At 28.8% G+C, this 26,623-nt stretch carries 28 protein-coding genes and 1 pseudogene; 9 read left to right on the top strand and 20 right to left on the bottom strand.

Annotated features, from left to right (window positions below):
• Nucleotides 1-6: 6 nt before the first annotated feature.
• From HCG76_RS15545 to HCG76_RS15510, 8 genes are all read right to left on the bottom strand, one after another.
• On the bottom strand, nt 7-1,959 hold the full coding sequence (locus HCG76_RS15545) for a DHH family phosphoesterase (protein WP_221701160.1): 1,953 nt from the start codon (nt 1,957-1,959) through the stop codon (nt 7-9).
• 21 nt (nt 1,960-1,980) lie between these two features.
• Nucleotides 1,981-2,274 (bottom strand): MazG-like family protein, encoded by a 294-nt coding sequence (locus tag HCG76_RS15540; protein ID WP_195989127.1) that lies wholly within the window; start codon nt 2,272-2,274, stop codon nt 1,981-1,983.
• Between the two features lie 180 nt (nt 2,275-2,454).
• Nucleotides 2,455-2,697 carry a 30S ribosomal protein S18 gene (rpsR, locus tag HCG76_RS15535; RefSeq protein WP_005209834.1) on the bottom strand — a complete coding sequence of 81 codons (243 nt, stop codon included), beginning with the start codon at nt 2,695-2,697 and terminating at the stop codon, nt 2,455-2,457.
• A gap of 34 nt (nt 2,698-2,731) precedes the next feature.
• Nucleotides 2,732-3,166, bottom strand: coding sequence for a single-stranded DNA-binding protein (locus HCG76_RS15530; RefSeq protein ID WP_195989112.1), 435 nt, complete (start codon nt 3,164-3,166; stop codon nt 2,732-2,734).
• A 13-nt stretch (nt 3,167-3,179) separates the two neighbouring features.
• A complete protein-coding gene (rpsF, locus tag HCG76_RS15525) occupies nt 3,180-3,467 on the bottom strand; it encodes a 30S ribosomal protein S6 (protein WP_133015217.1) in 288 nt (95 codons plus the stop codon).
• A 100-nt stretch (nt 3,468-3,567) separates the two neighbouring features.
• On the bottom strand, nt 3,568-3,759 hold the full coding sequence (locus HCG76_RS15520; protein WP_133015145.1) for a DUF951 domain-containing protein: 192 nt from the start codon (nt 3,757-3,759) through the stop codon (nt 3,568-3,570).
• An 11-nt stretch (nt 3,760-3,770) separates the two neighbouring features.
• A complete protein-coding gene (locus HCG76_RS15515) occupies nt 3,771-4,655 on the bottom strand; it encodes a mechanosensitive ion channel family protein (RefSeq protein ID WP_221701159.1) in 885 nt (294 codons plus the stop codon).
• A 21-nt stretch (nt 4,656-4,676) separates the two neighbouring features.
• Entirely contained in the window at nt 4,677-4,916 is a 240-nt protein-coding gene (locus HCG76_RS15510; protein WP_221701158.1) for a DUF3343 domain-containing protein, read from the bottom strand.
• Nucleotides 4,917-5,099: 183 nt separating this feature from the next.
• On the opposite strand from HCG76_RS15510, the gene HCG76_RS15505 reads away from it, so the two are divergent.
• Together HCG76_RS15505 and yyaC are read left to right on the top strand one after the other, a co-directional pair.
• A complete protein-coding gene (locus tag HCG76_RS15505; protein WP_221701157.1) occupies nt 5,100-6,257 on the top strand; it encodes an aminotransferase class V-fold PLP-dependent enzyme in 1,158 nt (385 codons plus the stop codon).
• A 62-nt stretch (nt 6,258-6,319) separates the two neighbouring features.
• Entirely contained in the window at nt 6,320-6,892 is a 573-nt protein-coding gene (gene yyaC / locus HCG76_RS15500; protein ID WP_221701156.1) for a spore protease YyaC, read from the top strand.
• Nucleotides 6,893-6,968: 76 nt separating this feature from the next.
• Here the strand turns inward: yyaC and HCG76_RS15495 are convergent, their stop codons facing one another.
• The 12 genes from HCG76_RS15495 to rpmH all read right to left on the bottom strand — a co-directional run bounded on the left by HCG76_RS15495 (nt 6,969) and on the right by rpmH (nt 16,655).
• On the bottom strand, nt 6,969-7,472 hold the full coding sequence (locus HCG76_RS15495; protein ID WP_221701155.1) for a DUF4446 family protein: 504 nt from the start codon (nt 7,470-7,472) through the stop codon (nt 6,969-6,971).
• Nucleotides 7,473-7,512: 40 nt separating this feature from the next.
• Nucleotides 7,513-8,400 carry a ParB/RepB/Spo0J family partition protein gene (locus HCG76_RS15490; RefSeq protein ID WP_221701154.1) on the bottom strand — a complete coding sequence of 296 codons (888 nt, stop codon included), beginning with the start codon at nt 8,398-8,400 and terminating at the stop codon, nt 7,513-7,515.
• Nucleotides 8,401-8,414: 14 nt separating this feature from the next.
• Entirely contained in the window at nt 8,415-9,176 is a 762-nt protein-coding gene (locus HCG76_RS15485) for a ParA family protein (protein WP_195989104.1), read from the bottom strand.
• Between the two features lie 154 nt (nt 9,177-9,330).
• Nucleotides 9,331-10,101, bottom strand: a complete 771-nt coding sequence (gene noc / locus HCG76_RS15480; RefSeq protein ID WP_221701153.1) for a nucleoid occlusion protein — start codon at nt 10,099-10,101, stop codon at nt 9,331-9,333.
• A gap of 161 nt (nt 10,102-10,262) precedes the next feature.
• The gene (gene rsmG / locus HCG76_RS15475; RefSeq protein WP_221701152.1) at nt 10,263-10,982 is read right to left on the bottom strand and encodes a 16S rRNA (guanine(527)-N(7))-methyltransferase RsmG; all 720 of its coding nucleotides are present in this window, start codon (nt 10,980-10,982) and stop codon (nt 10,263-10,265) included.
• 2 nt (nt 10,983-10,984) lie between these two features.
• A complete protein-coding gene (mnmG, locus tag HCG76_RS15470) occupies nt 10,985-12,874 on the bottom strand; it encodes a tRNA uridine-5-carboxymethylaminomethyl(34) synthesis enzyme MnmG (protein ID WP_221701151.1) in 1,890 nt (629 codons plus the stop codon).
• A 9-nt stretch (nt 12,875-12,883) separates the two neighbouring features.
• Nucleotides 12,884-14,263, bottom strand: coding sequence for a tRNA uridine-5-carboxymethylaminomethyl(34) synthesis GTPase MnmE (mnmE, locus tag HCG76_RS15465; RefSeq protein ID WP_221701150.1), 1,380 nt, complete (start codon nt 14,261-14,263; stop codon nt 12,884-12,886).
• A 195-nt stretch (nt 14,264-14,458) separates the two neighbouring features.
• Nucleotides 14,459-15,082: an RNA-binding cell elongation regulator Jag/EloR gene (jag, locus tag HCG76_RS15460; RefSeq protein WP_221701149.1), complete on the bottom strand. Its 624-nt coding sequence runs from the start codon at nt 15,080-15,082 to the stop codon at nt 14,459-14,461.
• A 30-nt stretch (nt 15,083-15,112) separates the two neighbouring features.
• On the bottom strand, nt 15,113-15,880 hold the full coding sequence (gene yidC, locus HCG76_RS15455) for a membrane protein insertase YidC (protein ID WP_221701148.1): 768 nt from the start codon (nt 15,878-15,880) through the stop codon (nt 15,113-15,115).
• 13 nt (nt 15,881-15,893) lie between these two features.
• Nucleotides 15,894-16,106 (bottom strand): membrane protein insertion efficiency factor YidD, encoded by a 213-nt coding sequence (yidD, locus tag HCG76_RS15450; RefSeq protein ID WP_133015131.1) that lies wholly within the window; start codon nt 16,104-16,106, stop codon nt 15,894-15,896.
• Complete coding sequence (rnpA, locus tag HCG76_RS15445; protein ID WP_195989096.1) at nt 16,103-16,456, bottom strand: ribonuclease P protein component; 354 nt, start codon at nt 16,454-16,456, stop codon at nt 16,103-16,105. Before rnpA ends, yidD begins: the two co-directional genes overlap by 4 nt.
• Before the next feature lie 64 nt (nt 16,457-16,520).
• On the bottom strand, nt 16,521-16,655 hold the full coding sequence (rpmH, locus tag HCG76_RS15440; protein WP_032116814.1) for a 50S ribosomal protein L34: 135 nt from the start codon (nt 16,653-16,655) through the stop codon (nt 16,521-16,523).
• A 521-nt stretch (nt 16,656-17,176) separates the two neighbouring features.
• On the opposite strand from rpmH, the gene dnaA reads away from it, so the two are divergent.
• From dnaA to gyrA, 7 genes and pseudogenes are all read left to right on the top strand, one after another.
• On the top strand, nt 17,177-18,529 hold the full coding sequence (gene dnaA, locus HCG76_RS15435) for a chromosomal replication initiator protein DnaA (protein ID WP_221701147.1): 1,353 nt from the start codon (nt 17,177-17,179) through the stop codon (nt 18,527-18,529).
• Between the two features lie 271 nt (nt 18,530-18,800).
• Entirely contained in the window at nt 18,801-19,901 is a 1,101-nt protein-coding gene (dnaN, locus tag HCG76_RS15430) for a DNA polymerase III subunit beta (RefSeq protein ID WP_221701146.1), read from the top strand.
• 44 nt (nt 19,902-19,945) lie between these two features.
• Nucleotides 19,946-20,152: an RNA-binding S4 domain-containing protein gene (locus tag HCG76_RS15425; RefSeq protein WP_195989093.1), complete on the top strand. Its 207-nt coding sequence runs from the start codon at nt 19,946-19,948 to the stop codon at nt 20,150-20,152.
• 66 nt (nt 20,153-20,218) lie between these two features.
• Nucleotides 20,219-21,304, top strand: coding sequence for a DNA replication/repair protein RecF (gene recF / locus HCG76_RS15420; RefSeq protein WP_221701145.1), 1,086 nt, complete (start codon nt 20,219-20,221; stop codon nt 21,302-21,304).
• Nucleotides 21,305-21,317: 13 nt separating this feature from the next.
• Nucleotides 21,318-21,578: pseudogene (gene remB / locus HCG76_RS15415) on the top strand (extracellular matrix regulator RemB).
• Between the two features lie 53 nt (nt 21,579-21,631).
• The gene (gene gyrB / locus HCG76_RS15410; protein WP_294175128.1) at nt 21,632-23,548 is read left to right on the top strand and encodes a DNA topoisomerase (ATP-hydrolyzing) subunit B; all 1,917 of its coding nucleotides are present in this window, start codon (nt 21,632-21,634) and stop codon (nt 23,546-23,548) included.
• A 34-nt stretch (nt 23,549-23,582) separates the two neighbouring features.
• Entirely contained in the window at nt 23,583-26,129 is a 2,547-nt protein-coding gene (gyrA, locus tag HCG76_RS15405; protein WP_221701144.1) for a DNA gyrase subunit A, read from the top strand.
• The last annotated feature ends 494 nt before the right edge of the window (nt 26,130-26,623 follow it).

The raw sequence follows: 26,623 nt of genomic DNA, 5'->3' as shown, positions 1-26,623 counted from the left end.
AAAGTTTTATTCTTTTAGTTTTAAATGTTTTTTTATTGCTTCTTTTAGCATATATAATGCTTCATTCATTGGTTCATCTAACTTAGCACCAGCCATATTCATATGACCACCACCACCAAGTTCTTCTAATATAACTTGAACATTACCCTCTCCAGTTGATCTTCCACTTATAATAATAGAATTATTTATTTCACATAATACAAAGCATACATCTATACCTGATATTCCCAATAATTCATCAGCAGCTCTTGCAACAATTACAGTATTATTTACCGCACTCGGACAAACCGCTATAGCTAGATTATCATATACTTTGGCACTCTTAATAGTCTCTGAAATTAATAAATAATCTTCTAAACTATCAGTAAACATCTTTTTAACCTCTATTGTATCTGCACCTAAAGATCTTAAAAAGGCTGCAGCATCAAATGTTCTTACTCCTGACTTAAACTGGAACCCTTTAGTATCCATAAAAATTCCACCTAAAAGTCCTTCAGCTTCAATCTTTGATATCCTTGGCTTTTGTAGCATATATTGTATCAATTCAGTTACCATCTCTGATGTAGAAGAGGCATAAACTTCTATATAGTTTAGTAATGCTCCTTCTATTATATCAGGGCTTCTTCTATGATGATCTATTATTATCTTTCTATTAATCTTTTCAGCTATATTTAAATTGCTTACATATCCCTTATTATGAACATCAACTATTATTAATAATGTTTTATCATTAATTGCCTTTTCAGCTTCACTGCTTGAAATTAATAAATTATCATACTTACTATCACTCTTAAGTTTATTCATATAATAATCAATCGCATTTATATCATTATCTATAATGATATTACAACTCTTTCCTAACTGTCTTATAGCTGACCATAGCCCTACAGATGCTCCAAATGCATCCATATCAGGGTTTTTATGTCCCATAATAAGTATATTGCTACTCTCAAAAATTAACTCTCTTAAAGCTTGTGCAATTACCCTGGCCCTAACTCTTGTTCTTTTTTCAAGTTCTCGAGTATTTCCACCAAAGAAGCTTATCTTTTCGTTATTTTTAATAACTACCTGATCTCCACCTCTACCTAGTGCTAATTCCCTAGCAGTCATCGCATTGTTATAATTTTCTTGTGAATTATCTCCACCCCTACCAATTCCAATGCTCAATGTAACTTCTAACTTATTACCTCTATCAATATTTGATATTTCATCTAATATGCTAAACTTACAATTAATTTCATCATTAATATATTTATCTTGTACTGATAAACAATATTTATTATATTCATATTTAATAATCATAGATTTTAATTTTTTGCTATATGAATTTATAGCTTTTTCTACCTCTGCGGCTAACATTGGTCTATTCGCTTCATCAGTTACCTCTAATGCTTCTGATAAATTATCTACTTCTATTAACATTATACTTTCTCTAGTTGAATATAAATCTCTTAAGTTGCTTACTTCATTAAAATATACTATATATTTTTGTTTAACATATGACTCATTTTCATTACTTATATTAGTAGCATATATGCTATAAAAAGAATCTTTTATTTTTACTCTTTGTCTTAAATCTTTATCACACTTTAATAGCTTTTGCAAATCAAGATTTCTACCTATACTAAGTATATTTTGCTCTTGCAGATCTAATAAATTTAATTCTTCTTTTAATCTCTTATTAGCCCAAAGTATATTACCCTCATTATCAATTAAAGCCAATGGATATGACATATTAGAAATATTATCATTTATATTTGCCTTAATTCTTGTAGTTAAAGTATCTACCTTTTCATTGTATAGTCCCCTATTAATATCCAAATACTCATTAAAAACTACATACATTAGCAGAACTGTTCCTGCTAAATAAAACGCCTTAATATAGTAAAGAATTATTACTAAAATAATAATTGCAAATGATATTAATAATTTTCTATACTTTTTGAGCTTTTTTTTCATAAAAGCCTCCTAAATTTTATATTAATAACGTCCCTTAATATGATTTTGAAGCTTCGTTAAACTCTTACCTTCTTTTTCATATTCATGTTCTTCAGCTATTCCTAATTTTAATTTTTTTCTCATGTCGTCATCTACTTCGTTACAACTATAACCTAACTTTTGTGCTAATACATATAAAATTACAATTGCTCCTGATATACAGTTTAATATAGAATCTTTAGCTACATTAGTACCTCTTGTTAACAGCGAAAAAAATTCACCTATTATACATAACAAATTAGCTTTAAGCTCTTCTATAATTTTAATATTAGCCATAATATTTAGCTCTTCTTTTTTCTTCACTAAATTCTCACCCCTATTCAATCCCTTGTATCTTTATTTTAATTATTTTTCTTTATTAATGCAACTAAATAGGCGCTCGAATTACAAATTATGTAATTATTTTGAAATATAAAAATAAAAGCCCCTGAAAATCAGGGGCTAATAAACTTATTACTATTCAGTTGTGAATGGTAATAAAGCTATGTTTCTTGATCTCTTGATAGCATCAGTTAATTGTCTTTGATGCTTAGCGCAAGTACCAGAAATTCTTCTTGGAAGAATCTTACCTCTTTCTGTAACAAACTTTCTTAACTTGTTGATATCTTTGTAATCTATTGATTCAGCTTTATCTACACAGAAAGCACATACTTTTCTCTTAGATCTTCTCATTTTTCCAGATCTTTTCATTTCTCTCATGATGTTCCCTCCTTATAAAATAATTAGACTTTTTTTAAAATGGCATATCACCATCATCTACTGGAGTCATATCTCCAAATCCCATATCAGGACTTTCTGCTGGAGCGCCCCATGCGTTATCAGAATTTCTTGAGTATGAATTATTGTTATTACCTTCACCAGCACCAGAACCTATGAACTCGAAACTTTCTACAGCTACATCAGTAGTGTATCTTTTAGTTCCATCTTGAGCATCATAACTACCTGTTCTTATGCTTCCAGTAACAGCAATTTGTCTACCCTTTGTAAGATATTGTGTAATTGTTTCTCCAGTTTTTCCAAATGCTACACAATTTATAAAATCTGTTTCATCTTTTTTAAATTGTCTATTTATAGCAACAGTAAATCTACAAACTGCAGTACCGCTACCTGCTGCATATCTTAATTCTGGATCTTTAGTAAGTCTACCAATAAGTATAACTTTATTCATTTCAATACACCTCTTACGCTTCGTTTTTAACGATTATGTGTCTTATAACACCATCAGTAATTCTGAAAACTCTGTCTAACTCTTTTGGTAATTCAGGATTAGCTTCGAAGTTAATTAAAGTGTAGTAACCTTCGTTAACTTTGTTTATTTCGTAAGCAAGCTTTCTCTTACCCCAGAAATCAACATTTTCAACTTTTCCTCCACCGTTTTCTATAACACCTTGGAATTTTTCGATTCCAGCCTTAACAGCCTCTTCATCTAATGATGGGTGTAATATAAATATAGTTTCGTACTTTCTCATCATTTTCACCTCCTTTGGACTAACGGCTACATTTTACTGTAGCAGGGATTACAATTTAAGATTTTATCACTTTATTCTACTCTTTTCAAGTATTTTTATTTCAATTATTAGATTTAACCACCTTTTTTGCATCTTTTTGGAATTTAAGACGTGGTATCATTACTATTCTTCCACATCCAACACACTTTATTTTAATATCAGCACCTAATCTTATTACTTCAAATTCTTTACTTCCACAAGGATGTTGTTTTTTCATTTCAACAATATCACCTAAATCAAATGTTTCAATCATACTTATACCCCCTAAATATTATAGTTTTTAGTTTTATTTACAATAGCTGTTTTTGGATATGGAATCTCTATTCCAGCTTCATCTAATGCTACTTTTATTTCTTTTCGTAATTCTCTTTCCATTTCCCATTGGCTTAAAGGTTCTGCTCTTCCAACAACTCTAATTGTTACTCCTGATGCATTTAATGAAAGTACTCCTAATACATCTATTTCACCTCTTAGCTTATCTTCATATTTTTCTTCAAACTGTGTATTAGCTTTTTTAATAACTTCTATAGCTGCATCTATATTTTCTTCATAAGCTATTTCTACATCAACTATAAACCTTATATCTCCCCTTGAATGATTTGTTACTTCTAATACAGATCCATTAGGTATTAAATGTAGATCACCAGTAAAATCTCTTAGAACAGTTGTTCGTATACCAATACTCTCAACTATTCCTGAAAATTGTCCAATTGTTACATGATCTCCAACTCCATATTGATCTTCAAATAAAACAAAAAATCCATTAATAAGGTCCTTTACTAAACTTTGTGCACCAAGACCTATTGCAAAACCTCCAGCACTTGCTAATGCTACAGGAATCTTAGCTAAAATATCATATAGCATTGATCCTATACCTATTATATATACAGTATACTTCAAAACACTTTTTAAAACTTCTCCTATAGTTAATGCCTTCTGTGGCTCTAAAGAAAAGCTCTTTTTACTAGCAACTTGTCTATCAACAAACTTCTTTATAAGTTTATTTCCTATTTTTATTGAAAAATACATTAAAATAGATATAAATATAACAGATATTATTTTTTCAACTACAGCATCTAGGTTTATTCTTTTAGTTAAAAAATCAATTACACTTTTACTTATACTAGCTACATCCACAAATCCATACATACTAATAATTCACCTCTTTGTCTATTTAATTAGTATATATTTAGAATCTTCTTTTTTATATATATTCTTAAATTCAATTACCTTGCTTTCAATTATTTCATTTAACTTTTCTTCTTGTTCTACTCTAATACAAATCCCGCAACTTTGAGTTATTAAAGTTGGAGTAGGCATTATTCTAAAGTCATAATTTAAACCATTTAATTTTTGTTCAGCTGACATTGCATCATGAGTATTTTTAAACACTATAATATAATAATTCATTATCCAATCTCCTCCCTATAATATATATTAATTATATTATATCTATTTTTAGACTTTAATAAATATATTAATATTAGTATTTTAAAATTACATATTTTTCTAATAGTTTATTGCAATTTTATTTATTTATTTTATTATAATATAAGAAGCAATATTTTACTTGTATATAAAAAGGAGAAAACAATGAAGGTATATTTAGATAATGGAAGTACATCATTTCCAAAACCAAAAGTTGTAGCCGATTCAATATATAATTATTTAACTAATGTAGGAGGTAATCCTGGAAGATCTAATCATTCTAATGCATTACAAGCTAATAGATCATTATATATTACTCGTGAAGAAATCTGTGGTTTATTTAATTATGATAAACCTGAAAATGTAATTTTTACAAATAATATAACATCTTCTTTAAATATTTTATTAAATGGAGTAATAAAACCTGGAGATCATGTAATTACATCTTCTATGGAGCATAACTCCGTTATCAGACCACTATATAATTTAAAAACTCTTTTAAATATAGAACTAGATATAGTTAATGCAAATACTTTAGGAATTATAGATGTAACTGATATAGAAAAATTAATTAAACCTAATACTAAATTATTAGTTATGACTCATGCATCAAATGTTACTGGTTCAATTCAACCAATAAAGCAAATAGGTGATTTATGCAAAAAACATGGTATATTTTTCATATTAGATAGTGCTCAAAGTGCAGGGGTATTAGATATTGATTTTAAAGACTTATCATTAAGTGCATTAGCTTTTACTGGTCATAAAAGCCTTTTAGGTCCCCAAGGAATAGGTGGGTTTATAATTGATGATAAATTAAATGAAATATGTAATCCATTATTATTAGGGGGCACTGGTAGTTTATCTCACTCCCTGACTCAACCTGATTTCTTACCTGATAAATTTGAATCTGGAACATTAAATATTCCTGGAATAATAGGTTTATGTGAAGCAATAAAATTTATTAAGTCTGAAGGATTAAATACAATTTATGAACATAACAGTTATTTAAGATCTTATTTAATAGCTGGAATTCTTAATATTCCTAACTATAAAATTAGTGGTGCTTTAGATAAAAAACATGGAACATCTTGTGTATCAATAACTCATTCTAAATTAGATATTAGTGAATTGTCTTATATCTTAGAATCAGACTTTAACATAAGCAATAGAAGTGGATTACATTGTGCTCCATTAGCCCATAAAACTATAGGAACTTACCCTAACGGTACAGTTAGACTTAGCTTAGGATATTTTAATACATTAGAAGAAATTAAGTATACAATTGACTCTCTAAACAAAATAGATTCAACTTACAAGTAAAGTTTTTACTTGTGAATAAGTTCACTTATTCTTGTCGATACTTTCAATAAGGAGGTTATGACATGAATAATTGCTTTTATGTAGATTCACTATCTCCTAATTCCTCTCATGAATTAGGAGAATATTTATATATGAAACTTAAAGATATTCTTATAGAAAATAGACCAATAATCTTTCTATGTATTGGTACTGATAGAGCTACTGGTGATTCATTAGGTCCTATAATTGGATATAAACTTAAAAATATTGAAAGAAAAAATATTTATATTTATGGTTCTCTAGAGTATCCTGTACATTCTATAAATCTAGCTGAGGTTTTAAATAAAATTAAAACTAGCTTTATAAACCCTTTTATTATTGGTATAGATGCTTCCCTTGGAAGTGTTCAAAATATAGGTAAAGTATTTATTGAAGATTCACCACTTCATCCTGGTTTAGCTTTAGATAAAGACTTACCTGAAGTAGGTGAAATGAATATAAAAGGTGTAGTTAATATATCAGGAAATTTAGATTTTATGATGTTGCAAAATACTAGATTATTTGTTGTCATGTCTTTAGCGGATTGTATTTCAAATGCAATAATATATTTTATAAATAAAGCTTTATCAAAAACTACATTAATATCTTATGATTAAAAATAACTTGTTATTATTTTTATAAAAAAAGGTGATTATTTATTCTTAAATAATCACCTTTTCTAACTTCTAATTTTTAATTTTTACTATTAATAGCCTCATTTAAAACATGTAACTCTTCTTCAGATAAATCATATCTTGATATTCCTTTATCTATCGGTTTAGCATATGTAGTACTATCATGTCTTGAATATATTCCAGTTATAATAACACCATCATTATATGAGTCTAATATTGCAATAGAAAAACTCAAATCACTACCTACATCTTCAAAAGCCTTATATCTCATTATAGCAACCTTATTAACGCAACCTTTTAACTCTTCTGAAATATTTTTGCATTCATCAATTGCTTCTTGTGATTTAACTAAAGCTTTTTCAATATTATCTAAGTTATCATTAAGAGCTTGTTCTAAGTTCTTATTGTTAACTCCTCTCATCATTTTTCTATATTTTTTTTCTAACTTCTTTACAGATGATAATAATACTATTGTAATTATAAAAAGTAATAATGTTATTATCGCTAATCCCATTATTATGAAGATTGAATATTCATTAACTATATTTATTATGCTGTCCATTTTATGCTACTTCCCTCCAAAATGTTTCACGTGAAACATTTTATAAATTAATTATCTCTAATATTCTTTGTAAATCCTCTTCAGAGTAGTATTCAATCTCTATTTTACCCTTATTATTTTTATTTGTAATATTTACTTTAGTTCCAAAGTAATTTTCTAACTTGTAAGTTACATCCTTATAGTAAGGATTAGCTTCTTTAGTTGAGTTTGTCTTAGTTCTTGAGGAACTAGTCTTTAACTTTTTAATTAAAATTTCTAATTCTCTTACAGATAATTTATCATCAATAACACTTTGTGCTAACTCGCATTGTAGCTTACTATCAGTAATTCCCAATAAAGCTCTACCGTGTCCTTCAGAAATTACACCTTCAATAATATATTGTTGAACATCTGCACTAAGGTTTAACAATCTTAAAGTATTAGTTATTGTTACTCTAGATTTTCCTATTCTTTTACTTAACTCTTCTTGAGTTAAATTAAAATCACTTATTAATTTTTTATACGCTACTGCTTCTTCAATAGAGTTTAAGTCTTCTCTTTGAATATTTTCAATTAGCGATATTTCCAAAACTTGCTTTTCAGTTAAATCCATTATTATTGCTGGTACTTCTTTAATTCCAATTGACTTAGCAGCTCTCCATCTTCTTTCACCCGCTACAATAATATATTCATTATTATCTTTTCTTAATATTAATGGCTGTATTATTCCATTACTTTTTATAGACTCTGCTAATTCCATTATTTTTTCATCATCAAAAGATTTTCTTGGTTGATCTTCATTACTCTTAATTAAATTAATATCTATTAGTATAGAACCTTTTTCTTTAATCTCTTGATTTTTCTCAGTTTTATTCTCCAAAGTACTTAAAATAGTATCTTCTGGTATAAGAGCATTTAGACCTTTACCTAATCCAAACTTTTTACTCATATCTTTAACCTCTCCTATTGCTTACTTAAAAATTCTTTTGCAAAACGTTTATAAGCATCTGCACCTTTACACTTTTCATCATAAAGCATAATTGGTAATCCAAAACTTGGTGCTTCTGCTAATCTTATATTTCTAGCAATAGTTGTTTTATATACTTTATCATTAAAGAATTTCTTTGCCTCATCATATACTTCATTACTTAAATTAGTTCTATAATCGTACATAGTCATAACTACGCCTTCTATATCTAACGATTTATTTAGTGATTTTTTTACTAATTGTACTGTATTAATTAACTGCCCTACCCCTTCTAATGCATAAAATTCACATTGTATAGGTATTAATACTGAATCAACTGCTGTTAAAGCATTAATTGTTAAGACACCTAATGATGGTGGGCAATCTATAAATACAAAATCATATTGATCTTGTATAGATGAAATTTCCCTTAAAAGAATAGTTTCCCTATCTTTCACACCAATTATCTCAACTTCCGCACCTGCTAATTCCATAGTGGATGGTGCTATGTATAAATTAGTAATTAATTCACTTTTTATAATAACATCCTTTAACGGTACATTTGCTGTAAGTACATCATACATGGAATGCTCTAAATCTCTTTTATCTATCCCGAACCCACTTGTTGTATTCCCCTGAGGATCAATATCAATAGTTAATACTTTATAACCTTCCATTGCCAAATACGCACATAAATTAATATTAGTAGTAGTTTTACCTACTCCACCCTTTTGATTAAAAATACATATCTTTTTCATATAAAGCCCTATTTTAGGACTTCACCCCCTTCCCATATATATATTATATATATTTTTATATAATAATTAAAGATAACCATAATAAAATTCAAGTAAATTTTATATAGATGTTTCACGTGAAACATAAAAAAGGCACTCTTTAGAGTGCCCTTTTTTATTTATTTTTAGGGATAGAAACTGTTATTTCAATACATTCTTCCTTATCCTGAAGTTTGTATTCTGCTGGAATATTAAACTTACTTAATACTTGCTTTATAGTATTAACATATAACTTTCCAGGTAAAACACCTTTTCCTTTTCTCTTTTTCATTTGTTCGCTAGCTAATTTTAATAATTCAGTGTTAATTAACTCTTCTGTCTTTTTTACATTTAAAGAATTCGCTATTACTTTTTTTACAACTTTTAATTGTAATTCTTCATTTGGTAGACTTAATAATGCTCTTGCATGTCTTTCTGTTAAATTATTTTCAAGACATAAAATTCTTACCTTTTCACTTAACTTTAATAATCTTAATTTATTAGCTATAGTAGATTGTTTTTTCCCCATCCTTTTAGCTAATTCTTCTTGAGTAAACTTATGATCATTAATTAAATTATAGTAGGCTTCAGCTTCTTCCATGAAGTTTAAATCTTCTCTTTGTAAATTTTCTAGTAATGCAATTTCTGCCGATTGTGTATCTGTAATTTCAATTACATTACAAGGCACAAATTGAAGCTCAGCCATTCTAGCTGCTCTCCATCTTCTTTCTCCAGCAACTAACTCAAACTTTTCTCCTATCTTTCTTACAGTAATAGGCTGAATTATTCCATGTTCTTTTATAGACTGGCTTAACTCATTTAGTGCTTCTTCATTAAAAAACTTTCTTGGCTGATATGTATTAGGAAAAATACTATCAACCCTTACGTTCATTATTTCTTTATTCATACTGTACGACCATCCCTCATAATTTGTTAATCAACAATTAACTTCATATTTTAACAACAATACTTTTATTTTTCTTCTATATATTACTTAAAATATAATTTGTCTAATTATATTTCTACACAAATTATTCCCATTATAATAATTTTATCCCCTATAACTTGCTATTGTAAAGGCTTTTTATTAACTGTTCCTGCTTTTCTTGGATAAGTCTTAGGACAAGTTTTTATTTTCTTTACTTCTACTATATTATGTTTTAAATCAGTTTCTTCGATAGATATTTCTATTATATCTTTTAATTCTCCACCTAATATTTTTATAGCATTGCTACCATTTTCAAGTTCCTCATCTATAGATGGACCCTTTAATGCTACAAAATAACCACCTTTTTTTACATATGGCATACAAAATTCTGATAAAACTGCCATATTAGCAACTGCTCTTGATGTTGCTATATCAAACTTTTCCCTTAATTCTGGTTTTCTTGCGCCGTCTTCTGCCCTAGAATGAATTGTTTTTACATTCTTTAATCCAAGCTCTCTGACTACAAGATTTAAAAAGTTAATTCTTTTATTTAAAGAATCTAAAAGTGTTACTTCTACATTTGGATTCATTATTGCAATTGGAAGACCTGGGAAACCAGCTCCTGTTCCAACATCTATTATAGTTTTAGCATTTTTTATTTTATCTGACTTAAAAGCTTTAATACAATCTATAAAATGCTTTTTAACAACTTCCTCATCTTCAGTTATTGCTGTTAAATTTATTTTTTCATTCCATTCTTGAAGAAGTCTCATATATTTAATAAACTGTTCGTATTGTCCTTCTGTAAATTCTAATCCAACATCATTTGAAGCTGTTTTCATTAATTCAAAAAACTCCATCCTTAGTCCTCCTGCTTATTTTTCTTATATTGATGTTCTAAATATATTAATAAAACTGATATATCAGCTGGAGATACTCCAGATATTCTTGATGCCTGACCTATACTTACAGGTCTTATTGAACTTAACTTTTGAATTGCTTCTACTCTTAAGCCTTTTACATCACTATAATCTATATTTTCTGGTAATAACTTTTTCTCAAACTTTCTAAATTGATTAACTTGATCTAATTGGCTAGTTATATATCCTTCATATTTCGCAATTATATTAACTTGTTCACCAATATCATCTGTATATTCCGGTCTTTCTGGATCTAATGCTGAAAGCATAAAGTAGTCTAATTCCGGTCTTTTAATTAACTCATACATACTTATAGGTTTTTTAAGTTCTGTAGAATTAAGTGATACTAAGAATTCATTATTCTCTCTTTTATTAGTTATTTGTAGATTCTTTAATCTTTCAACTTCATTTTCTATATTCGCTTTTCTATTTAAGAATCTATTATATCTTTCATCATTTACTAAGCCTACTTTTCTACCTATTTCAGTTAATCTAAAATCAGCATTATCCTGTCTTAATAATAATCTATATTCCGCTCTAGAAGTCATCATTCTATAAGGTTCATTAGTACCCTTAGTTACTAAATCATCTATTAAAACGCCTGCATATGCATCAGAACGTGTTAATATCATTGGATCTTCACCCTTAATCTTTAATGCAGCATTTATTCCTGCAACTATTCCTTGTGCAGCAGCTTCTTCATATCCAGAACTACCATTTAATTGACCAGCGCCATATAAACCTTCTATTGTTTTAAACTCTAGTGTTGGTTTTAATTGCATTGGATTTATTGAATCATACTCTATTGCATAAGCAGTTCTTAAAAATTCTACATTCTCTAATCCATCTAAAGTTCTATACATCTTTACTTGAACATCTTCTGGAAGTGATGATGACATTCCTCCAACATACATTTCTAATGTATCCTCACCTTCTGGTTCTACAAATATTTGATGTCTAGTTTTATCTGGGAATTTCATTACCTTATCTTCTATAGATGGGCAATATCTTGGTCCAACACCTTCAATGCTACCATTATACATAGGTGATCTATCTATATTTTCCCTTATAATATTGTGAGTTTCTTCATTAGTGTAAGTTAACCAACATGAAACTTGTTCTCTCTCTATACTGTCATGCATGAATGAAAATGGAACTATCTTTTTATCTCCAGGTTGTTCAATCATTTTTGAAAAATCTACAGATCTCTTGTTAATTCTTGCTGGTGTTCCAGTCTTAAATCTTCTCATTTCTATTCCAAGATCCATTAAATGTTGTGTTAATTCATTAGCTGCCGCTAATCCATTTGGACCACTATTATAATCTACATCACCAATTATTATTCTTGCTCTTAAATATGTACCTGTTGTTAAAACTATAGCCTTACATTTAAAGAAAGCTCCATTCTTAGTTAAAGCTCCAACAACTTTTCCGTCTTCTACTTCAATATCAACTACTTCTAATTGTCTAACTTCTAAATTTTCTTGATTTTCTAAAACACCCTTCATTCTTTCTTGATATTTCTTTCTATCAGCTTGCGCTCTTAAAGAATGTACTGCTGGTCCTTTAGAAGTATTTAGCATTCTTGATTGAATAAATGTATTATCTATATTTATCCCCATTTCTCCACCTAATGCATCAACTTCTCTTACTAAATGCCCCTTTGCTGTTCCTCCAATGTTAGGATTACAAGGCATTAAACCAATTGCATCAAGATTTAATGTACATACTAATGTTTTTAACCCCATTCTAGCTGATGCAAGCCCTGCTTCACATCCAGCATGACCCGCACCAACTACAATTACGTCGTATTCACCTGCATTATATCTCATTTTCTACTCCTACTTTCCTACACAGAAATCTCCAAATATTTTATTTACTAAATCCTCTTCTAACTCATCTCCTGTAATTTCATTTAAAGCCCTTAAAGATGAAGTTACAAAAATAGATATTAAATCTAAATATTCATTCATTCTTACTCTATTTAATGCATTTTCTGCATTTTCTAACGCTCTAAATAATGCTTGCTTATGTCTTGAATTAGATATTATAAGACTTTCTGCATCAATTTTTCCACTAAAGAATAATTCTTTTATAGTTTCTTTTAAATCACCTAATCCAATCTCTTCTTTAGCTGATACTTTTATTATATTTTCAAAATTACTTATCATATTTGTATCAATTTTAGACTCTAAATCTATTTTATTTAATATGACAACACATTTTTTATCTCCAACAGCCTCTATAATTTCTCTATCTTCATCATCTAATTCTCTTGATGAATCAAGAACTAATAAAACTAAGTCGGCTTCTTGAATTTTAGCTCTAGATCTTTCTACTCCAATCTTTTCAACAACATCTTCAGTTTCTCTAATTCCTGCTGTATCAATTATTTTAACTGGAATCCCATCTAAATTTATGTACTCTTCAATTATATCTCTTGTAGTTCCTGCAATATCAGTTACTATTGCTCTTTTCTCTCTTAATAAAGCATTTAACAGTGATGATTTTCCTACGTTTGGTTTTCCAACTATAGCAAGGCTTAACCCTTCTCTAATAAGCTTTCCTTCATCAGCACCTTTTAGAAGTACCTTCATTTCACTTATTGCCTTATCTAAACTTTCTCCAACTTTTAATGGAATACTTGGATCTACTTCCTCATCATCTTCTGTAAAATCTACTGCAAATTCTACTAACGCTAATACATTTAACATATATTCTCTTAATCTATTAATTTCTTTAGATAAATGACCTGTACTTTGCATTAAAGCAGATTTCATTGCTAAATCAGTTTTAGCAGTTATTATGTCCATAACAGCTTCAGCTTGTGATAAGTCTATTCTTCCATTTAAAAATGCTCTTTTTGTAAATTCTCCTGGCTCTGCAAGTCTAGCACCGGCTTTAATTACAGTTTCCAACACCTTATTAGTAGATACTACACCACCATGACAATTTATTTCTATTGTATCTTCAGCTGTAAAACTTCTTGGTCCCTTCATAAAGCTAATTATTACTTCATCAACTAACTCATTACTTTCCATATCATATATATGACCATATTTCATTGTGTAAGATTTCATATTCTTAATATCATCATTACTCTTAGGTCTAAATATTTTTGATGTTATATCTAATGCTTTATCTCCAGATATTCTTATAATTGCGATACCACCTTCTCCTAAAGCTGTAGCTATCGCACATATTGTATCAAATTCTTTCATTTTTTCCTCCGAATTTAATAAGTGTACAGTGGTAAGTTCACAGTTACAAGCCAAAATTAAAACTTGCCACTTATAATTTTCCACTTTTTTATTTATTATGCCCTATTTTCGCTATTATTCATTTTACAAAACTATTTTATATAAGTCAAAATTCTAAAAAATAATAAGAGAAAGCCTAATTTAGGCTTTCTCTTATTATTTTTTTAAGCTTATAACAATTCTTCTGAAAGGTTCTTCACCTTCACTATATGTGTTAATATCAGTATATTCTTGTAGTGCTGAATGAATAACTCTTCTTTCATAAGGATTCATAGGTTCTAATTTATAAGGTCTTCCAGACTTTTTAACCTTATATGCAGTTTTCTGAGCTACTCTTACTAAAGTTTCTTCTCTCTTACGTCTGTAGTTCTCTGCATCTAAAACAACTCTCTTATATGGATTTGCATGATTCTTATTAACTACTAATGAAACTAAATATTGAAGTGAGTCTAATGTCTCACCCCTATATCCTATTACTAATCCCATTTTAGGTCCACTTAGATTAATTTTAATAAGATCATTTTCTTCCTTAATATCAATGTTTGCTTCTATGTTCATAGAATTTAAAACATTAATTAAGAATGTCTTTGCATCATCCAAAGCATCTGGTTTTGTAGTAACCTTAATTTTAGCAGGTTTTGCACCTATTAAATTAAATAACCCCTTACTACCCTCATCAATTATTTCAACATCAACTTTATCTTTTGTTAACTTTAATTCATCTAACGCATGCTTTAAAGCTTCATCAACTGTTTTACCAGTCATTTCAATTACTTTCATACCCTATTCACCACCTAGAAAATATGATAATTATCTCTTTTTAGTTTTTGGTGTAGATTTTTTAGCTTTTTCAATTTTTGCTTGAGCTTGTTTTTCTTCTTCTATCTTTTTCTTTTTAATTGCTGGTAAGTAATTTAAGAAATATGTTTGTATTAATTGAATTACTCCACCAGTTATCCAATAAATTATTAATATTGGTTGGAATTGAAGTGACATGAATCCCATCATACCAGACATAACTATGTTCATAGTACTCATATTCATACCACCTTCTTGTTGTGGCATTGACTTACTTAATAATAATGAAGGTATATAAGTACTTAATGCTGCTAATATTGCTAATATTATTGAAACAAATCCAATTCCTTTTGGATAAGCAAAAATATCTGGAATAAATAAGAATGATGTATCTGCTCCTGGTGTAGCTGATATAGTTCTAAATACCCCATATAAAGCAAATAATATTGGTAATGGTAATAATGTTGGTAAACAACCACCAAACATACTAACATTATTTTCTTTCATTAATTTAGAAGTTTCTAATTGTAACTTCTGTGGATCATTTGCATACTTTGTTTGAAGTTTTTTCATTTCTGGTTGAATTTCTTGCATTTTTGCATTTGATTTTGTTGCTTTGATATTAAGAGGTAATATTAATAATCTAATTATTGCTGTAAATAATATGATTGCTAATACATAAGAAACCCCTTCTGCTTGTTCTGGTACCCCTAATGCTATAATTACATTATGTAAAGCGTCAAACATTTTCGTCATTACATTTACTATGGCATTCCACATTCTAATAGCCTCCTTATTTTACCGGATCATATCCCCCGTTTTTGTTAAAAGGATTACACCTTAAAATCCTTTTTATAGATAAAAATCCTCCCTTTAAAGCACCATACTTAGTAATAGCTTCAACTGCATACTGAGAACATGTAGGTACAAATATACATCTTCTTGGACGCATAGGAGAATAATATTTCTGATATAATTTTATAATCGTTAAAAGCAATTTTTTCATTGCAAATATATTCCTGCCTTTTTAAATAAGTTTATCATAGCAGCTTCTACATCACTATATTTTTTTTCATTTATAGCACTTCTAGCTACAAAAACAAAATCATATCCCGTTTTAACATCTTTTATATTTAATCTATAGCTTTCATATATAAGTCTTTTACTTCTACTTCTAACTACGCTATTTCCAACTTTCTTACTTACTGAAATTCCTACCTTATTATATTGTAGATTTTCTTCATTTACATTCTTTTTATTATTAAATACATATAAGACCAATAACTTATTAGCATAAGACTTTCCTCTTCTGTAAACAAGTCTAAATTCTGTATTCTTTCTTAATTTATATATCATAAATTTTAATAAACTCTCCTTAAAATTCCTGCACTTGCAGAAAAAAGGCCACAGAGTGCGGCCCTTATGCTGTTAATTTTTTTCTACCTTTTTGTCTTCTTCTCTTAAGAACAGTTCTTCCTGAAGCAGTGCTCATTCTTTTTCTGAAACCATGTTCTTTTTTTCTTTGTCTCTTTTTTGGTTGGTATGTCATGAACATTCGAAATACACCCCCTTTGAGTGATTTATTTATAGTAAAAACTATATATCTCAAATTAAAGTTACTTTATTATTATATATATTTACTTTTTTACTGTCAATATGAATTAAATTCCGGAAAACTGTTGATAAAGTTATCAACAGTTTAAAATTTGTGGATAACTTATTGATAACTCATATTGATTTATGATATTATTAAGTATAAGTGTGAATAAATATGTGAATAACTTAACTTATCCACAACTGTGGATTAATCTGTGAATAACTTGTTCGATTTTTTTTATTTTTATTTAGTTTTTTACATATTATTGTCATAAATAGGGCGTTTATTAGCTATTAATAATATCTATGTTTATAATATTTAAAATTGTGGATAACTATATTGATATTATATTATCTACATAAATTGTTAATATGTTATTAATTTTTTCAACTTTATTAACATAATCATTTTTCTGTTAATAATTCTGTTGATATCTTGTTTATAATTTTTTAAAATTTCTTTTTTTGGAGGATACTTAAATGGAGACTGAGCTTAAAGAATTATGGGAAAAAACCCTAAATATAATAAAAGGCGAGTTAACTGAGGTTAGTTTTAACACTTGGATTAAAAGTTGCGAGCCAATATGCATATCAGCCAACACAATAAAAATCAGTGTCCCTAATTCCTTCACTCAAGATATATTGGAAAAAAGATATAAGGATTTAGTTATAAATTCAATAGAAGCTGCTTGCTCTAAAACTTATAATTTAGAGTTTTTAATTGCTTCTGAAATACAGGAAGCTGAAGAGAAAAAAGAAAAGGAAACTACTAAGGATAGCATTGCCGTTACAGTTAATGATGAAATGTCTAGTACATTAAATCCTAAGTATACTTTTGATTCTTTTGTAATAGGTAATAGCAATAGATTTGCACATGCCGCTTCTCTTGCCGTTGCCGAATCTCCAGCTAAAGCTTATAATCCTCTTTTTATCTATGGAGGCGTAGGATTAGGTAAAACACACTTAATGCATGCGATTGGACATTATATACTTCGAAACAATCCAAACGCTAAAGTTGTATATGTTTCATCTGAAAAATTTACAAATGAATTAATAAATGCTATTAAAGATGATAAAAATGAAGAGTTTAGAACTAAATATAGAAGTGTAGACGTTCTATTAATAGATGATATTCAATTCATTGCAGGAAAAGAACGAACTCAGGAAGAATTTTTCCATACTTTTAATACTCTACATGAAGCCAACAAACAAATAATTCTATCATCAGATAGACCACCTAAAGAAATTCCAACTTTAGAGGATAGATTACGTTCAAGATTTGAATGGGGTCTTATTGCAGATATTCAAGCCCCTGATTTTGAAACAAGAATGGCTATTTTAAAGAAAAAGGCAGATGTAGAGAATCTAAATGTACCTAATGAAGTAATGGTATATATAGCAACTAAAATTAAGTCTAATATTAGAGAACTTGAAGGCGCATTAATTAGAATTGTTGCTTATTCATCACTAACTAATAGAGAAATTACTGTAGATTTAGCTACAGAAGCTTTAAAAGACATAATTTCAAATAAACAAAATAGAAGCATAACTATTGATCTAATACAAGATGTAGTTGCTGCTTATTTTAATTTAAGAGTCGAAGATTTAAAATCACAGAGAAGAACTAGAAACGTAGCATATCCAAGACAGATAGCTATGTATTTAAGCAGAAAGCTTACAGACATGTCACTACCTAAGATTGGTGAGGAATTTGGAGGACGTGACCATACAACTGTTATACATGCTTATGAAAAAATATCAGAAAGTCTAAATAATGATGAAAGCTTAGAACACACAATAAACGATATAACAAAAAAGCTAACACAAAAATAATCAACAACTGTACATAATAACTAGTGAATACTTTGTGGATAAGTCATTTCTTAGTCTTTCATTGTGGATACTGTGGATAAGGCTATGAATTTGTTACCGACTTATCCACAGTATTTTTTACACAAAATTTGTTGAAATATAAGGTCTGGAGGTACTTATCCACAAATCCACAGCCCTTACTACTACTATTATTATATTTATTTATTATATTTATCTTATTATATTGCATAGTTTCATGTGTATAACTGTGTATAACTTAGGAGGTAAGATTATGAACATAATATGCTCAAAGCAAAAATTACAAGAAGGTATTTCTATAGTAACTAAAGCAATTACAGGAAAAACAACAATGCCTGTATTAGAAGGTATATATATCGAGGCTAATAAAGAAGGCTTAACTCTTATTGGTTCAGATATGGATGTAAGTATAGAAACAAAGGTTGAAGCAAATGTTATCAAGGAAGGTAGCATTGTAATAGATTCAAAGATTTTTTCTGAAATTATTAGAAAATTACCAAATTCAGATGTAAAAATAGAGATATCAGAAAATGAGTTAATTCAAATTACATGTGAAAAATCAGTATTTAACTTAGTTTTCATGAATCCTAGTGATTATCCTGCATTACCAAGCATAAATGAAGACTTAAGTGTTGAGGTTCCTCAAAATTTACTAAAAAATATGATAAAAGGTACATCATTTGCAATAGCTCAAGATGAAGCTAGACCAATATTACAAGGTATTCTTTTTGAAGTAAAAAATAAAGAGTTAAATTTAGTTGCATTAGATGGTTATAGATTAGCTGTTAGAACTGAATTATTAGATGTAGATGATAATATTGAGGTTGTTATTCCAGGAAAAACTTTAAATGAAGTTTCAAAAATACTAGAAGATAATACTGAAATTGTTAAAATAACATTTACTAACAACCATATATTATTTAATGTCAATAACACAAAAATTATTTCAAGATTATTAGATGGTAAATTTGTTAACTATGTTTCTCTTTTACCACAAGAATATAAATTATTATTAAATGTTAAAAAACAAGATCTTCAACAAGGTATTGAAAGAGCTTCATTAATGGCTAAAGATGGAAATAGTAATTTAATAAGATTAGACGTTCAAGAAGATACTTTAGTTATAACTTCTAATTCTCAATTGGGAAAAGTTAGGGAAGAAGTCAATATAAATCTGCAAGGTGATGGGGTTCAAATTGCATTTAATTCTAGATATTTACTAGATGTTCTTAAGAATATGGAAGAAGAAGATGTAATGGTAGAAATGACATCAAGTGTTAGTCCATGTGTAATAAAAGGAAAAAATAGTAATAATGCTAAATATCTAGTTTTACCAGTTAGACTAGTAAGATAGGAGGATCTTGTATAAAAATTGAATAAATATACAAGAAGTCAGTTATGAATGAAATAAAAATTAATACAGAATTTATAAAATTAGATTCATTTTTAAAATTTTCTGGAGCAGCTTCATTAGGTTCAGAAGCTAAAATGTATATTTTAGATGAACTTGTAAAAGTTAATGATGAAATTTGCATACAAAGAGGAAAAAAACTATATAAAGGTGACATAGTTGAATTTAATGGAGAAGTGTATAAAGTAGTTTAAAAACTATTTTTTTCCAAAGCGCTTATGTTTGTTAAATTTAATATGTTATAATTAAAGGTGTTTAAGATGTTTATAAAAAGATTGCAAATGCTTAATTATAGAAATTATAATGTATTGGATATAAATTTAGGTCCACATGTTAATGTTTTTATGGGTGACAATGCTCAAGGAAAAACTAATATATTAGAGGGCATATATTATTGTGCTTTTGCAAGATCTCACAGAACGTCAAAGGATAGAGAACTTATTAATTGGAACGCTGATAATGCATTATTAAGTGTTATGGTTGGTAGAGAGAGATTAGACAAGAGAATAGATATAAGCATTCTTAAGGACGGAAAAAAAGCAATACAAATAAATAAGATTAAAATAAAAAAGATAGGAGAACTATTTGGAAATTTTAATGTTGTAATGTTTTCTCCGGAAGATTTAAAAATAATTAAAGATTCTCCCGGCGTAAGAAGAAAATTTATTGATATGGAGTTATGCCAATTAAATCCTAAATACTATTATAATCTTGTTCAGTATAATAAAGTTTTGAATGAAAGAAATAGCATATTAAGAAACAGAAATATAAATAAAGATATTTTAGATGTTTATGATATGCAATTGGTTGAATTTGGATATAATATAATAATAGATAGATTAGAATATATTCAAAAGTTAAATAAGTATTCAGCTAAAATCCATTCAGAAATAACTTCCGGTAAAGAAAAAATTGAATTTAAATATATTAGTACTATTAAAGATTTAGAAAACATAAAAGAAAATTTCTATTCTCTTTTAGAAAAGAATAGAGTTAGGGATTGCGAAAGAGGAATTACTTCAGTAGGCCCCCATAGAGATGATTTTACTGTTTTAATAAATGATATTGATACTAAAAGTTACGGTTCTCAAGGCCAACAAAGAACAGCTGTTTTAACTATTAAATTTTCATCGTTGAAAATAATAAAGGAACTTACAGGAGAACATCCAGTATTACTTTTAGATGATGTATTATCAGAATTAGATTTTAGTAGAAAAAGATATATTTTAAGCACAATCGGAGATATACAAACAATTATCACATGTACTGGAATAGAAGATTTGTATGAATATTTAGATGATAAATCTAAAGTTTTTAAAGTGAAGGATGGGGAAATCCTAAACTAAGGGAGGAGATCTTATGTTTTTACATTTAGGAGAGAATGTAGTAGTACCAATAAAGGATGTAATTGGTATTTTTGATTTACAGACATCAATGTATAGTTCAGATACAATATCATTTTTACGAATGGCTTAAGAAGACGGATTTGTTGAAAAAATTTCAAAGGAAAGTCCTAAATCGTTTGTTATAGCAGAAGTTAATAAAATGAGTAAGGTGTATTTATCACCTATTTCATCATCTACTTTAACTAAGAGAACAAATATTGATTATAATCCTTAAGTCCAATATTTAGCCTTCATAGTTAAGAAGAATAAAAATATAAGGAGGAGTTTATGTTGGAAGAGAATAAGCAAAGTTATGATGAAAGTCAGATTCAGGTTTTAGAAGGTTTAGAAGCTGTTAGAAAAAGACCTGGAATGTACATAGGTAGCACAAGTTCTAGAGGGCTTCATCATTTAGTATATGAGATAGTAGATAATAGTATTGATGAAGCTTTAGCTGGATTTTGTAAAAACATAGAAGTTACAATAAATGAGGATAACTCAATTACTGTAATTGATGATGGTAGAGGTATGCCTGTTGGTATACACCCTAAGATGGGAAAAGCGACAGTAGAAGTAATAATGACAGTATTACATGCTGGTGGTAAATTTGGAGGCGGCGGATACAAAGTATCTGGTGGTCTTCATGGAGTTGGTGCATCAGTTGTTAATGCATTATCTGAATATTGTGAAGTTACAGTAACAAGAGAAGGATGCATATGGCAACAAAAGTACTCTAGAGGAAATGTTTTATGTGATTTAACTAAAATAGGTGAATCAGATGACCATGGGACTAAAGTAGTATTTAAGCCAGACCATGAAATATTTGAAGATACTGTATTTGATTTTGAAATATTAGCAAGTAGATTAAGAGAATTAGCATTCCTTAATAAGGGAATAGCTATAACTTTAACAGATAAAAGAGAAGATGAAGAAAGAGTTGAGAAATATCACTATGAAGGTGGTATAAAAGAATTCGTTTCTTACTTAAATAGAAATAAAGAAGTGTTACATGAATCTCCTATTTATGTTGAAGGAGAGAAAGATGGAATAATAGCTGAAATAGCACTTCAATATAATGATGGATATAATGAAAACTTATATTCTTTTGCAAATAACATAGATACAATTGAAGGTGGAACTCATTTAGCTGGATTTAAGAGTGCCTTAACTAGAGCAATAAATGATTATGCTAAAAGATTTGGTCATATTAAAGATAATGACAAAAACCTTTCTGGTGATGATGCAAGAGAAGGTCTTACAGCCGTTGTTTCAGTTAAAATATCAGAACCTCAATTTGAAGGACAAACGAAAACTAAGCTTGGAAATTCAGAAGTAAGAGGTGTTGTAGATTCAATAGTAGCTGAAGGCGTAAGTATTTTCTTAGAAGAAAATCCTGCTGTAGGAAAAATCATAATTGATAAAGCATTAATGGCAGCAAGAGCTAGAGATGCAGCAAGAAAAGCTAGAGAGCTTACAAGAAAATCTGTTCTTGAGAGATCTACACTTCCAGGAAAATTAGCTGACTGTTCATCTAAGGATCCAGCGGAATGTGAAATATATATAGTCGAAGGGGATTCAGCGGGTGGATCAGCAAAGCAAGGAAGAAATAGAAAGTTCCAAGCTATTTTACCTTTAAGAGGTAAGATCTTAAACGTTGAAAAACAAAGATTAGATAGAATACTTAACTCTGATACAATAAGATCTATGATAACTGCTTTTGGTGCAGGAATTGGAAAAGATTTTGATGAAGAAAAGTTAAGATATAATAGAATAATAATCATGACCGATGCCGATGTTGATGGAGCTCATATAAGAACTCTATTATTAACATTCTTCTACAGATACATGAGACCACTAATAGATGGAGGTCATGTATATATAGCTCAACCACCACTATATAAAATTAGTAAAGGTAAGAGAGAAGAGTATGCATATTCAAATGAAGAACTAGATAAGATTTTAGAAGACTTTGGTGGAAAAGATAATTCAATAAATATTCAAAGATACAAAGGTCTTGGAGAAATGAATGCAAATCAATTATGGGATACAACTATGGACCCAGAACATAGAATTCTTTTAAAGGCAACGGTAGAAGATGCTATTGCAGCAGATGAAATATTTACTATATTAATGGGTGACAAGGTTGAACCAAGAAGAGAATTTATTCAAAAAAATGCTAAGAAAGTAAGCAATTTAGATATATAGTACTAAAATATTTAGTATTAGTTGAGGTGAGTACATGAACTTAAATGAAGGAAAATTTATACATGTCGATATAAATAAAGAAATGAAAAAATGCTACATCGATTATGCAATGAGCGTAATCGTTGGGCGTGCCCTTCCTGATGTAAGAGATGGCCTTAAACCAGTTCATAGAAGAATTCTTTATGCAATGCAAGAATTAGGATTAGAACCAAATAAGGGATACAGAAAATGTGCAAGAATAGTTGGGGAAGTTTTAGGTAAGTACCATCCACATGGAGATACATCAGTTTATGATGCATTAGTAAGAATGGCACAAGATTTCTCAATGAGATATATGCTTGTAGATGGTCATGGTAACTTTGGGTCTGTAGACGGTGATAGTGCAGCAGCAATGAGATATACAGAAGCAAAGATGAATAAGATTGCAGTAGAAATGCTTAGAGATATCAATAAGAATACTGTAGATTTTATGCCAAACTTTGATGGTGAAGAACAAGAACCGGTTGTATTACCTTCAAGATATCCTAACCTTTTAGTTAATGGATCATCAGGTATAGCGGTTGGTATGGCTACTAACATTCCTCCTCATAATTTAGGTGAGGTTATAGATGGAACTATAATGTTAATAGAAAATCCAGAAACTACAGGATTAGAACTTATGACATGCATTAAAGGTCCTGACTTCCCTACTGGTGGAATAATAATGGGTAAATCAGGTATAAGAGCTGCATATGAGACTGGAAAAGGTAAGGTTGTTGTAAGATCTAAAACCGAAATTGAAGAGGAAAATGGAAGACATAGAATTATAGTCACTGAGATTCCATATCAAGTTAATAAGGCTAAACTTATAGAGAGTATTGCTGAGTTAGTTAAAGATAAGAAAATTGTTGGAATATCAGATTTAAGAGATGAATCAGATAGAGATGGTATGAGAATAGTAATAGAGTTAAAGAAGGATGCAAATCCTAATGTTGTTTTAAATCTATTATTTAAACATACAAAAATGCAAGATACATTTGGAATTATAATGCTTGCTTTAGTTAATAATGAACCTCAAGTTTTAAGTTTAAAGCAAATTTTATCTAACTATATTCAATTCCAAAAAGAAGTTGTTACTAGAAGAACTGTATTCGAACTTGAAAAAGCTCAAGCAAGAGCACATATTCTTGAAGGATTAAGAATAGCTTTAGATAATATTGATGAGGTAATTAGTATTATTAGAAATTCAAAAACTGGTGAAATAGCTAAAAATACTTTAATAGAAAGATTTGGATTATCTGAAAAACAAGCTGTTGCTATCTTAGAAATGAGATTAAGAAGATTAACAGGTTTAGAAAGAGATAAGATTGAAGAAGAGTATGCAGAGTTAATGAAACTTATTGATTACTTAAATTCAATACTTTCAAGTGAAGAAATGCTATTAGGAGTAATTAAAGATGAATTACTTGAAATAAAAGCTAGGTATAATGATGAAAGAAGAACTCAAATAGAGAAAGTTGTAAATGATATTGATATTGAAGATTTAATTCAAGAAGAAGAAACAGTTATAACTTTAACTCATACAGGATATATTAAGAGAATATCAGCTGATACTTATTCTGCTCAAAGAAGAGGGGGAAGAGGAATACAAGCAATGTCTACAAAAGAAGATGACTTTGTAGAACATGTATTAGTAACTTCTACTCATTCAGATGTATTATTCTTTACTAATAGAGGTAGAGTATATAAGAAGAGAGCTTATGAAATACCTGATGCAGGAAGAACTGCTAAGGGTACTAATGTAATTAATCTTATTCAAATAGAACAAGATGAAAGAATAGAAACTGTATTAACTGTTAGAGATAATATAGTAGAAGGTTACCTATTCATGGCAACTAAACATGGTTTAGTGAAGAAAACTCCATTATCTGAATTTAAGAACTTAAGAAAGAGTGGACTTATTGCTATTAACTTAAGAGAAGGTGATGAACTTCTTAAAGTAAAAGTAACTAGAGGAGATGCAGATATAATAATAGTTTCTCAAGATGGTAATGCAATTAAGTTTAATGAAACAGATGTAAGACCTATGGGAAGAACAGCATCAGGTGTTAAGTCTATGAACTTAAGAGAAGATGATGTTGCTGTTTGTATGGATATAGCATCAAATGATGAAGATTTATTAGTTATAAGTGAAAATGGTTTTGGTAAGAGAACTCCATTAACTGAATATAAGAGACAAAATAGAGGTGGAGTTGGACTTATTACTTATAAAATAAGTGAAAAGACAGGAAAAGTTATTGGTGCTACTGTTTGTAAGCCAGAAGATGAATTAATGCTTATAAATACAAGTGGTATTGCAATTAGAATAAATATATCTGATATATCAGTAACTAGTAGATCTGCTATGGGAGTTACTCTAATGAGAACTTCTGAAGAAGAAAAGGTAGTAGCTATTGCTAAGATAACTGGTACTGAAGAGGAAGAAAAAGATGAACAGTTAACATTAGAAGCTTGTGCAGATAATGATATTACTGTAGAAGATAAAGATACTAGTTTAGATAGATTAGTTGAAGAAGCTCAAAAAGAAGAGGCAGAGGAGTAATTACTAAAATAAGCTCATTATTTAGTAAAGCTCATGGATGGCAAGTTATAAATGCTAGCAATAGTACTTTATAACTTGCCATTTTTTATATATAAAGCTATTAAATAAAGGGGAAATAGTATGTTTCACAAGTACCCTTATCCTAGCGTATCAATAATAGAAAAAAAGAGAATTTTAATGAAAAACAAAGAATTAATAATATAATTTAGTGTAAAAAAGGATTTGTTTTATATTAAAAGTAAACTTCATGTTAAGATAAAACACGTCGCTGATGACCAACAGAAAAAACTTAATGAAAAGTTGTTGACAGGTTGGGAGTTAAGTGATAAGATAAATTTCGTTGCTTGAGCAAATGTCAAAACAACTTTTTTGAAAAAAGTTGTTGACAAGAGTCGAAAGCAGTGATAAGATAAAGAGGTCGCTTCGGTGCGACAGAGTAAATGGTCTTTGAAAATTGAACAGAATATAGTTAAAGTAAACCAGCAATTCTTTTG

Origin of the sequence: Clostridium sp. K13, assembly GCF_019734195.1 — a bacterium.
In the GTDB taxonomy this organism is placed as follows: domain Bacteria; phylum Bacillota; class Clostridia; order Clostridiales; family Clostridiaceae; genus Clostridium.
Note: the sequence above shows the minus strand (reverse complement) of the source record. Positions and strands in the feature narration are given on the sequence as shown.

Coding starts and splice junctions, on each gene's coding strand:
- HCG76_RS15505 (WP_221701157.1), top strand. CDS start 5,100: ATGAAGGTATATTTAGATAATGGAAGTACATCATTTCCAAAACCAAAA.
- yidD (WP_133015131.1), bottom strand. CDS start 16,106: ATGAAAAAATTGCTTTTAACGATTATAAAATTATATCAGAAATATTAT.
- recF (WP_221701145.1), top strand. CDS start 20,219: ATGTTTATAAAAAGATTGCAAATGCTTAATTATAGAAATTATAATGTA.
- mnmE (WP_221701150.1), bottom strand. CDS start 14,263: ATGAAAGAATTTGATACAATATGTGCGATAGCTACAGCTTTAGGAGAA.
- HCG76_RS15510 (WP_221701158.1), bottom strand. CDS start 4,916: ATGAATTATTATATTATAGTGTTTAAAAATACTCATGATGCAATGTCA.
- dnaN (WP_221701146.1), top strand. CDS start 18,801: ATGAACATAATATGCTCAAAGCAAAAATTACAAGAAGGTATTTCTATA.
- HCG76_RS15495 (WP_221701155.1), bottom strand. CDS start 7,472: ATGGACAGCATAATAAATATAGTTAATGAATATTCAATCTTCATAATA.
- gyrB (WP_294175128.1), top strand. CDS start 21,632: ATGTTGGAAGAGAATAAGCAAAGTTATGATGAAAGTCAGATTCAGGTT.
- rsmG (WP_221701152.1), bottom strand. CDS start 10,982: ATGGAGTTTTTTGAATTAATGAAAACAGCTTCAAATGATGTTGGATTA.
- HCG76_RS15545 (WP_221701160.1), bottom strand. CDS start 1,959: ATGAAAAAAAAGCTCAAAAAGTATAGAAAATTATTAATATCATTTGCA.
- HCG76_RS15530 (WP_195989112.1), bottom strand. CDS start 3,166: ATGAATAAAGTTATACTTATTGGTAGACTTACTAAAGATCCAGAATTA.
- yidC (WP_221701148.1), bottom strand. CDS start 15,880: ATGTGGAATGCCATAGTAAATGTAATGACGAAAATGTTTGACGCTTTA.
- HCG76_RS15520 (WP_133015145.1), bottom strand. CDS start 3,759: ATGATTGAAACATTTGATTTAGGTGATATTGTTGAAATGAAAAAACAA.
- gyrA (WP_221701144.1), top strand. CDS start 23,583: ATGAACTTAAATGAAGGAAAATTTATACATGTCGATATAAATAAAGAA.
- yyaC (WP_221701156.1), top strand. CDS start 6,320: ATGAATAATTGCTTTTATGTAGATTCACTATCTCCTAATTCCTCTCAT.
- rpmH (WP_032116814.1), bottom strand. CDS start 16,655: ATGTTCATGACATACCAACCAAAAAAGAGACAAAGAAAAAAAGAACAT.
- HCG76_RS15540 (WP_195989127.1), bottom strand. CDS start 2,274: ATGGCTAATATTAAAATTATAGAAGAGCTTAAAGCTAATTTGTTATGT.
- dnaA (WP_221701147.1), top strand. CDS start 17,177: ATGGAGACTGAGCTTAAAGAATTATGGGAAAAAACCCTAAATATAATA.
- mnmG (WP_221701151.1), bottom strand. CDS start 12,874: ATGAGATATAATGCAGGTGAATACGACGTAATTGTAGTTGGTGCGGGT.
- rpsR (WP_005209834.1), bottom strand. CDS start 2,697: ATGAGAGAAATGAAAAGATCTGGAAAAATGAGAAGATCTAAGAGAAAA.
- noc (WP_221701153.1), bottom strand. CDS start 10,101: ATGAATAAAGAAATAATGAACGTAAGGGTTGATAGTATTTTTCCTAAT.
- rpsF (WP_133015217.1), bottom strand. CDS start 3,467: ATGAGAAAGTACGAAACTATATTTATATTACACCCATCATTAGATGAA.
- HCG76_RS15515 (WP_221701159.1), bottom strand. CDS start 4,655: ATGTATGGATTTGTGGATGTAGCTAGTATAAGTAAAAGTGTAATTGAT.
- HCG76_RS15485 (WP_195989104.1), bottom strand. CDS start 9,176: ATGAAAAAGATATGTATTTTTAATCAAAAGGGTGGAGTAGGTAAAACT.
- rnpA (WP_195989096.1), bottom strand. CDS start 16,456: ATGATATATAAATTAAGAAAGAATACAGAATTTAGACTTGTTTACAGA.
- jag (WP_221701149.1), bottom strand. CDS start 15,082: ATGAAAGTAATTGAAATGACTGGTAAAACAGTTGATGAAGCTTTAAAG.
- HCG76_RS15490 (WP_221701154.1), bottom strand. CDS start 8,400: ATGAGTAAAAAGTTTGGATTAGGTAAAGGTCTAAATGCTCTTATACCA.
- HCG76_RS15425 (WP_195989093.1), top strand. CDS start 19,946: ATGAATGAAATAAAAATTAATACAGAATTTATAAAATTAGATTCATTT.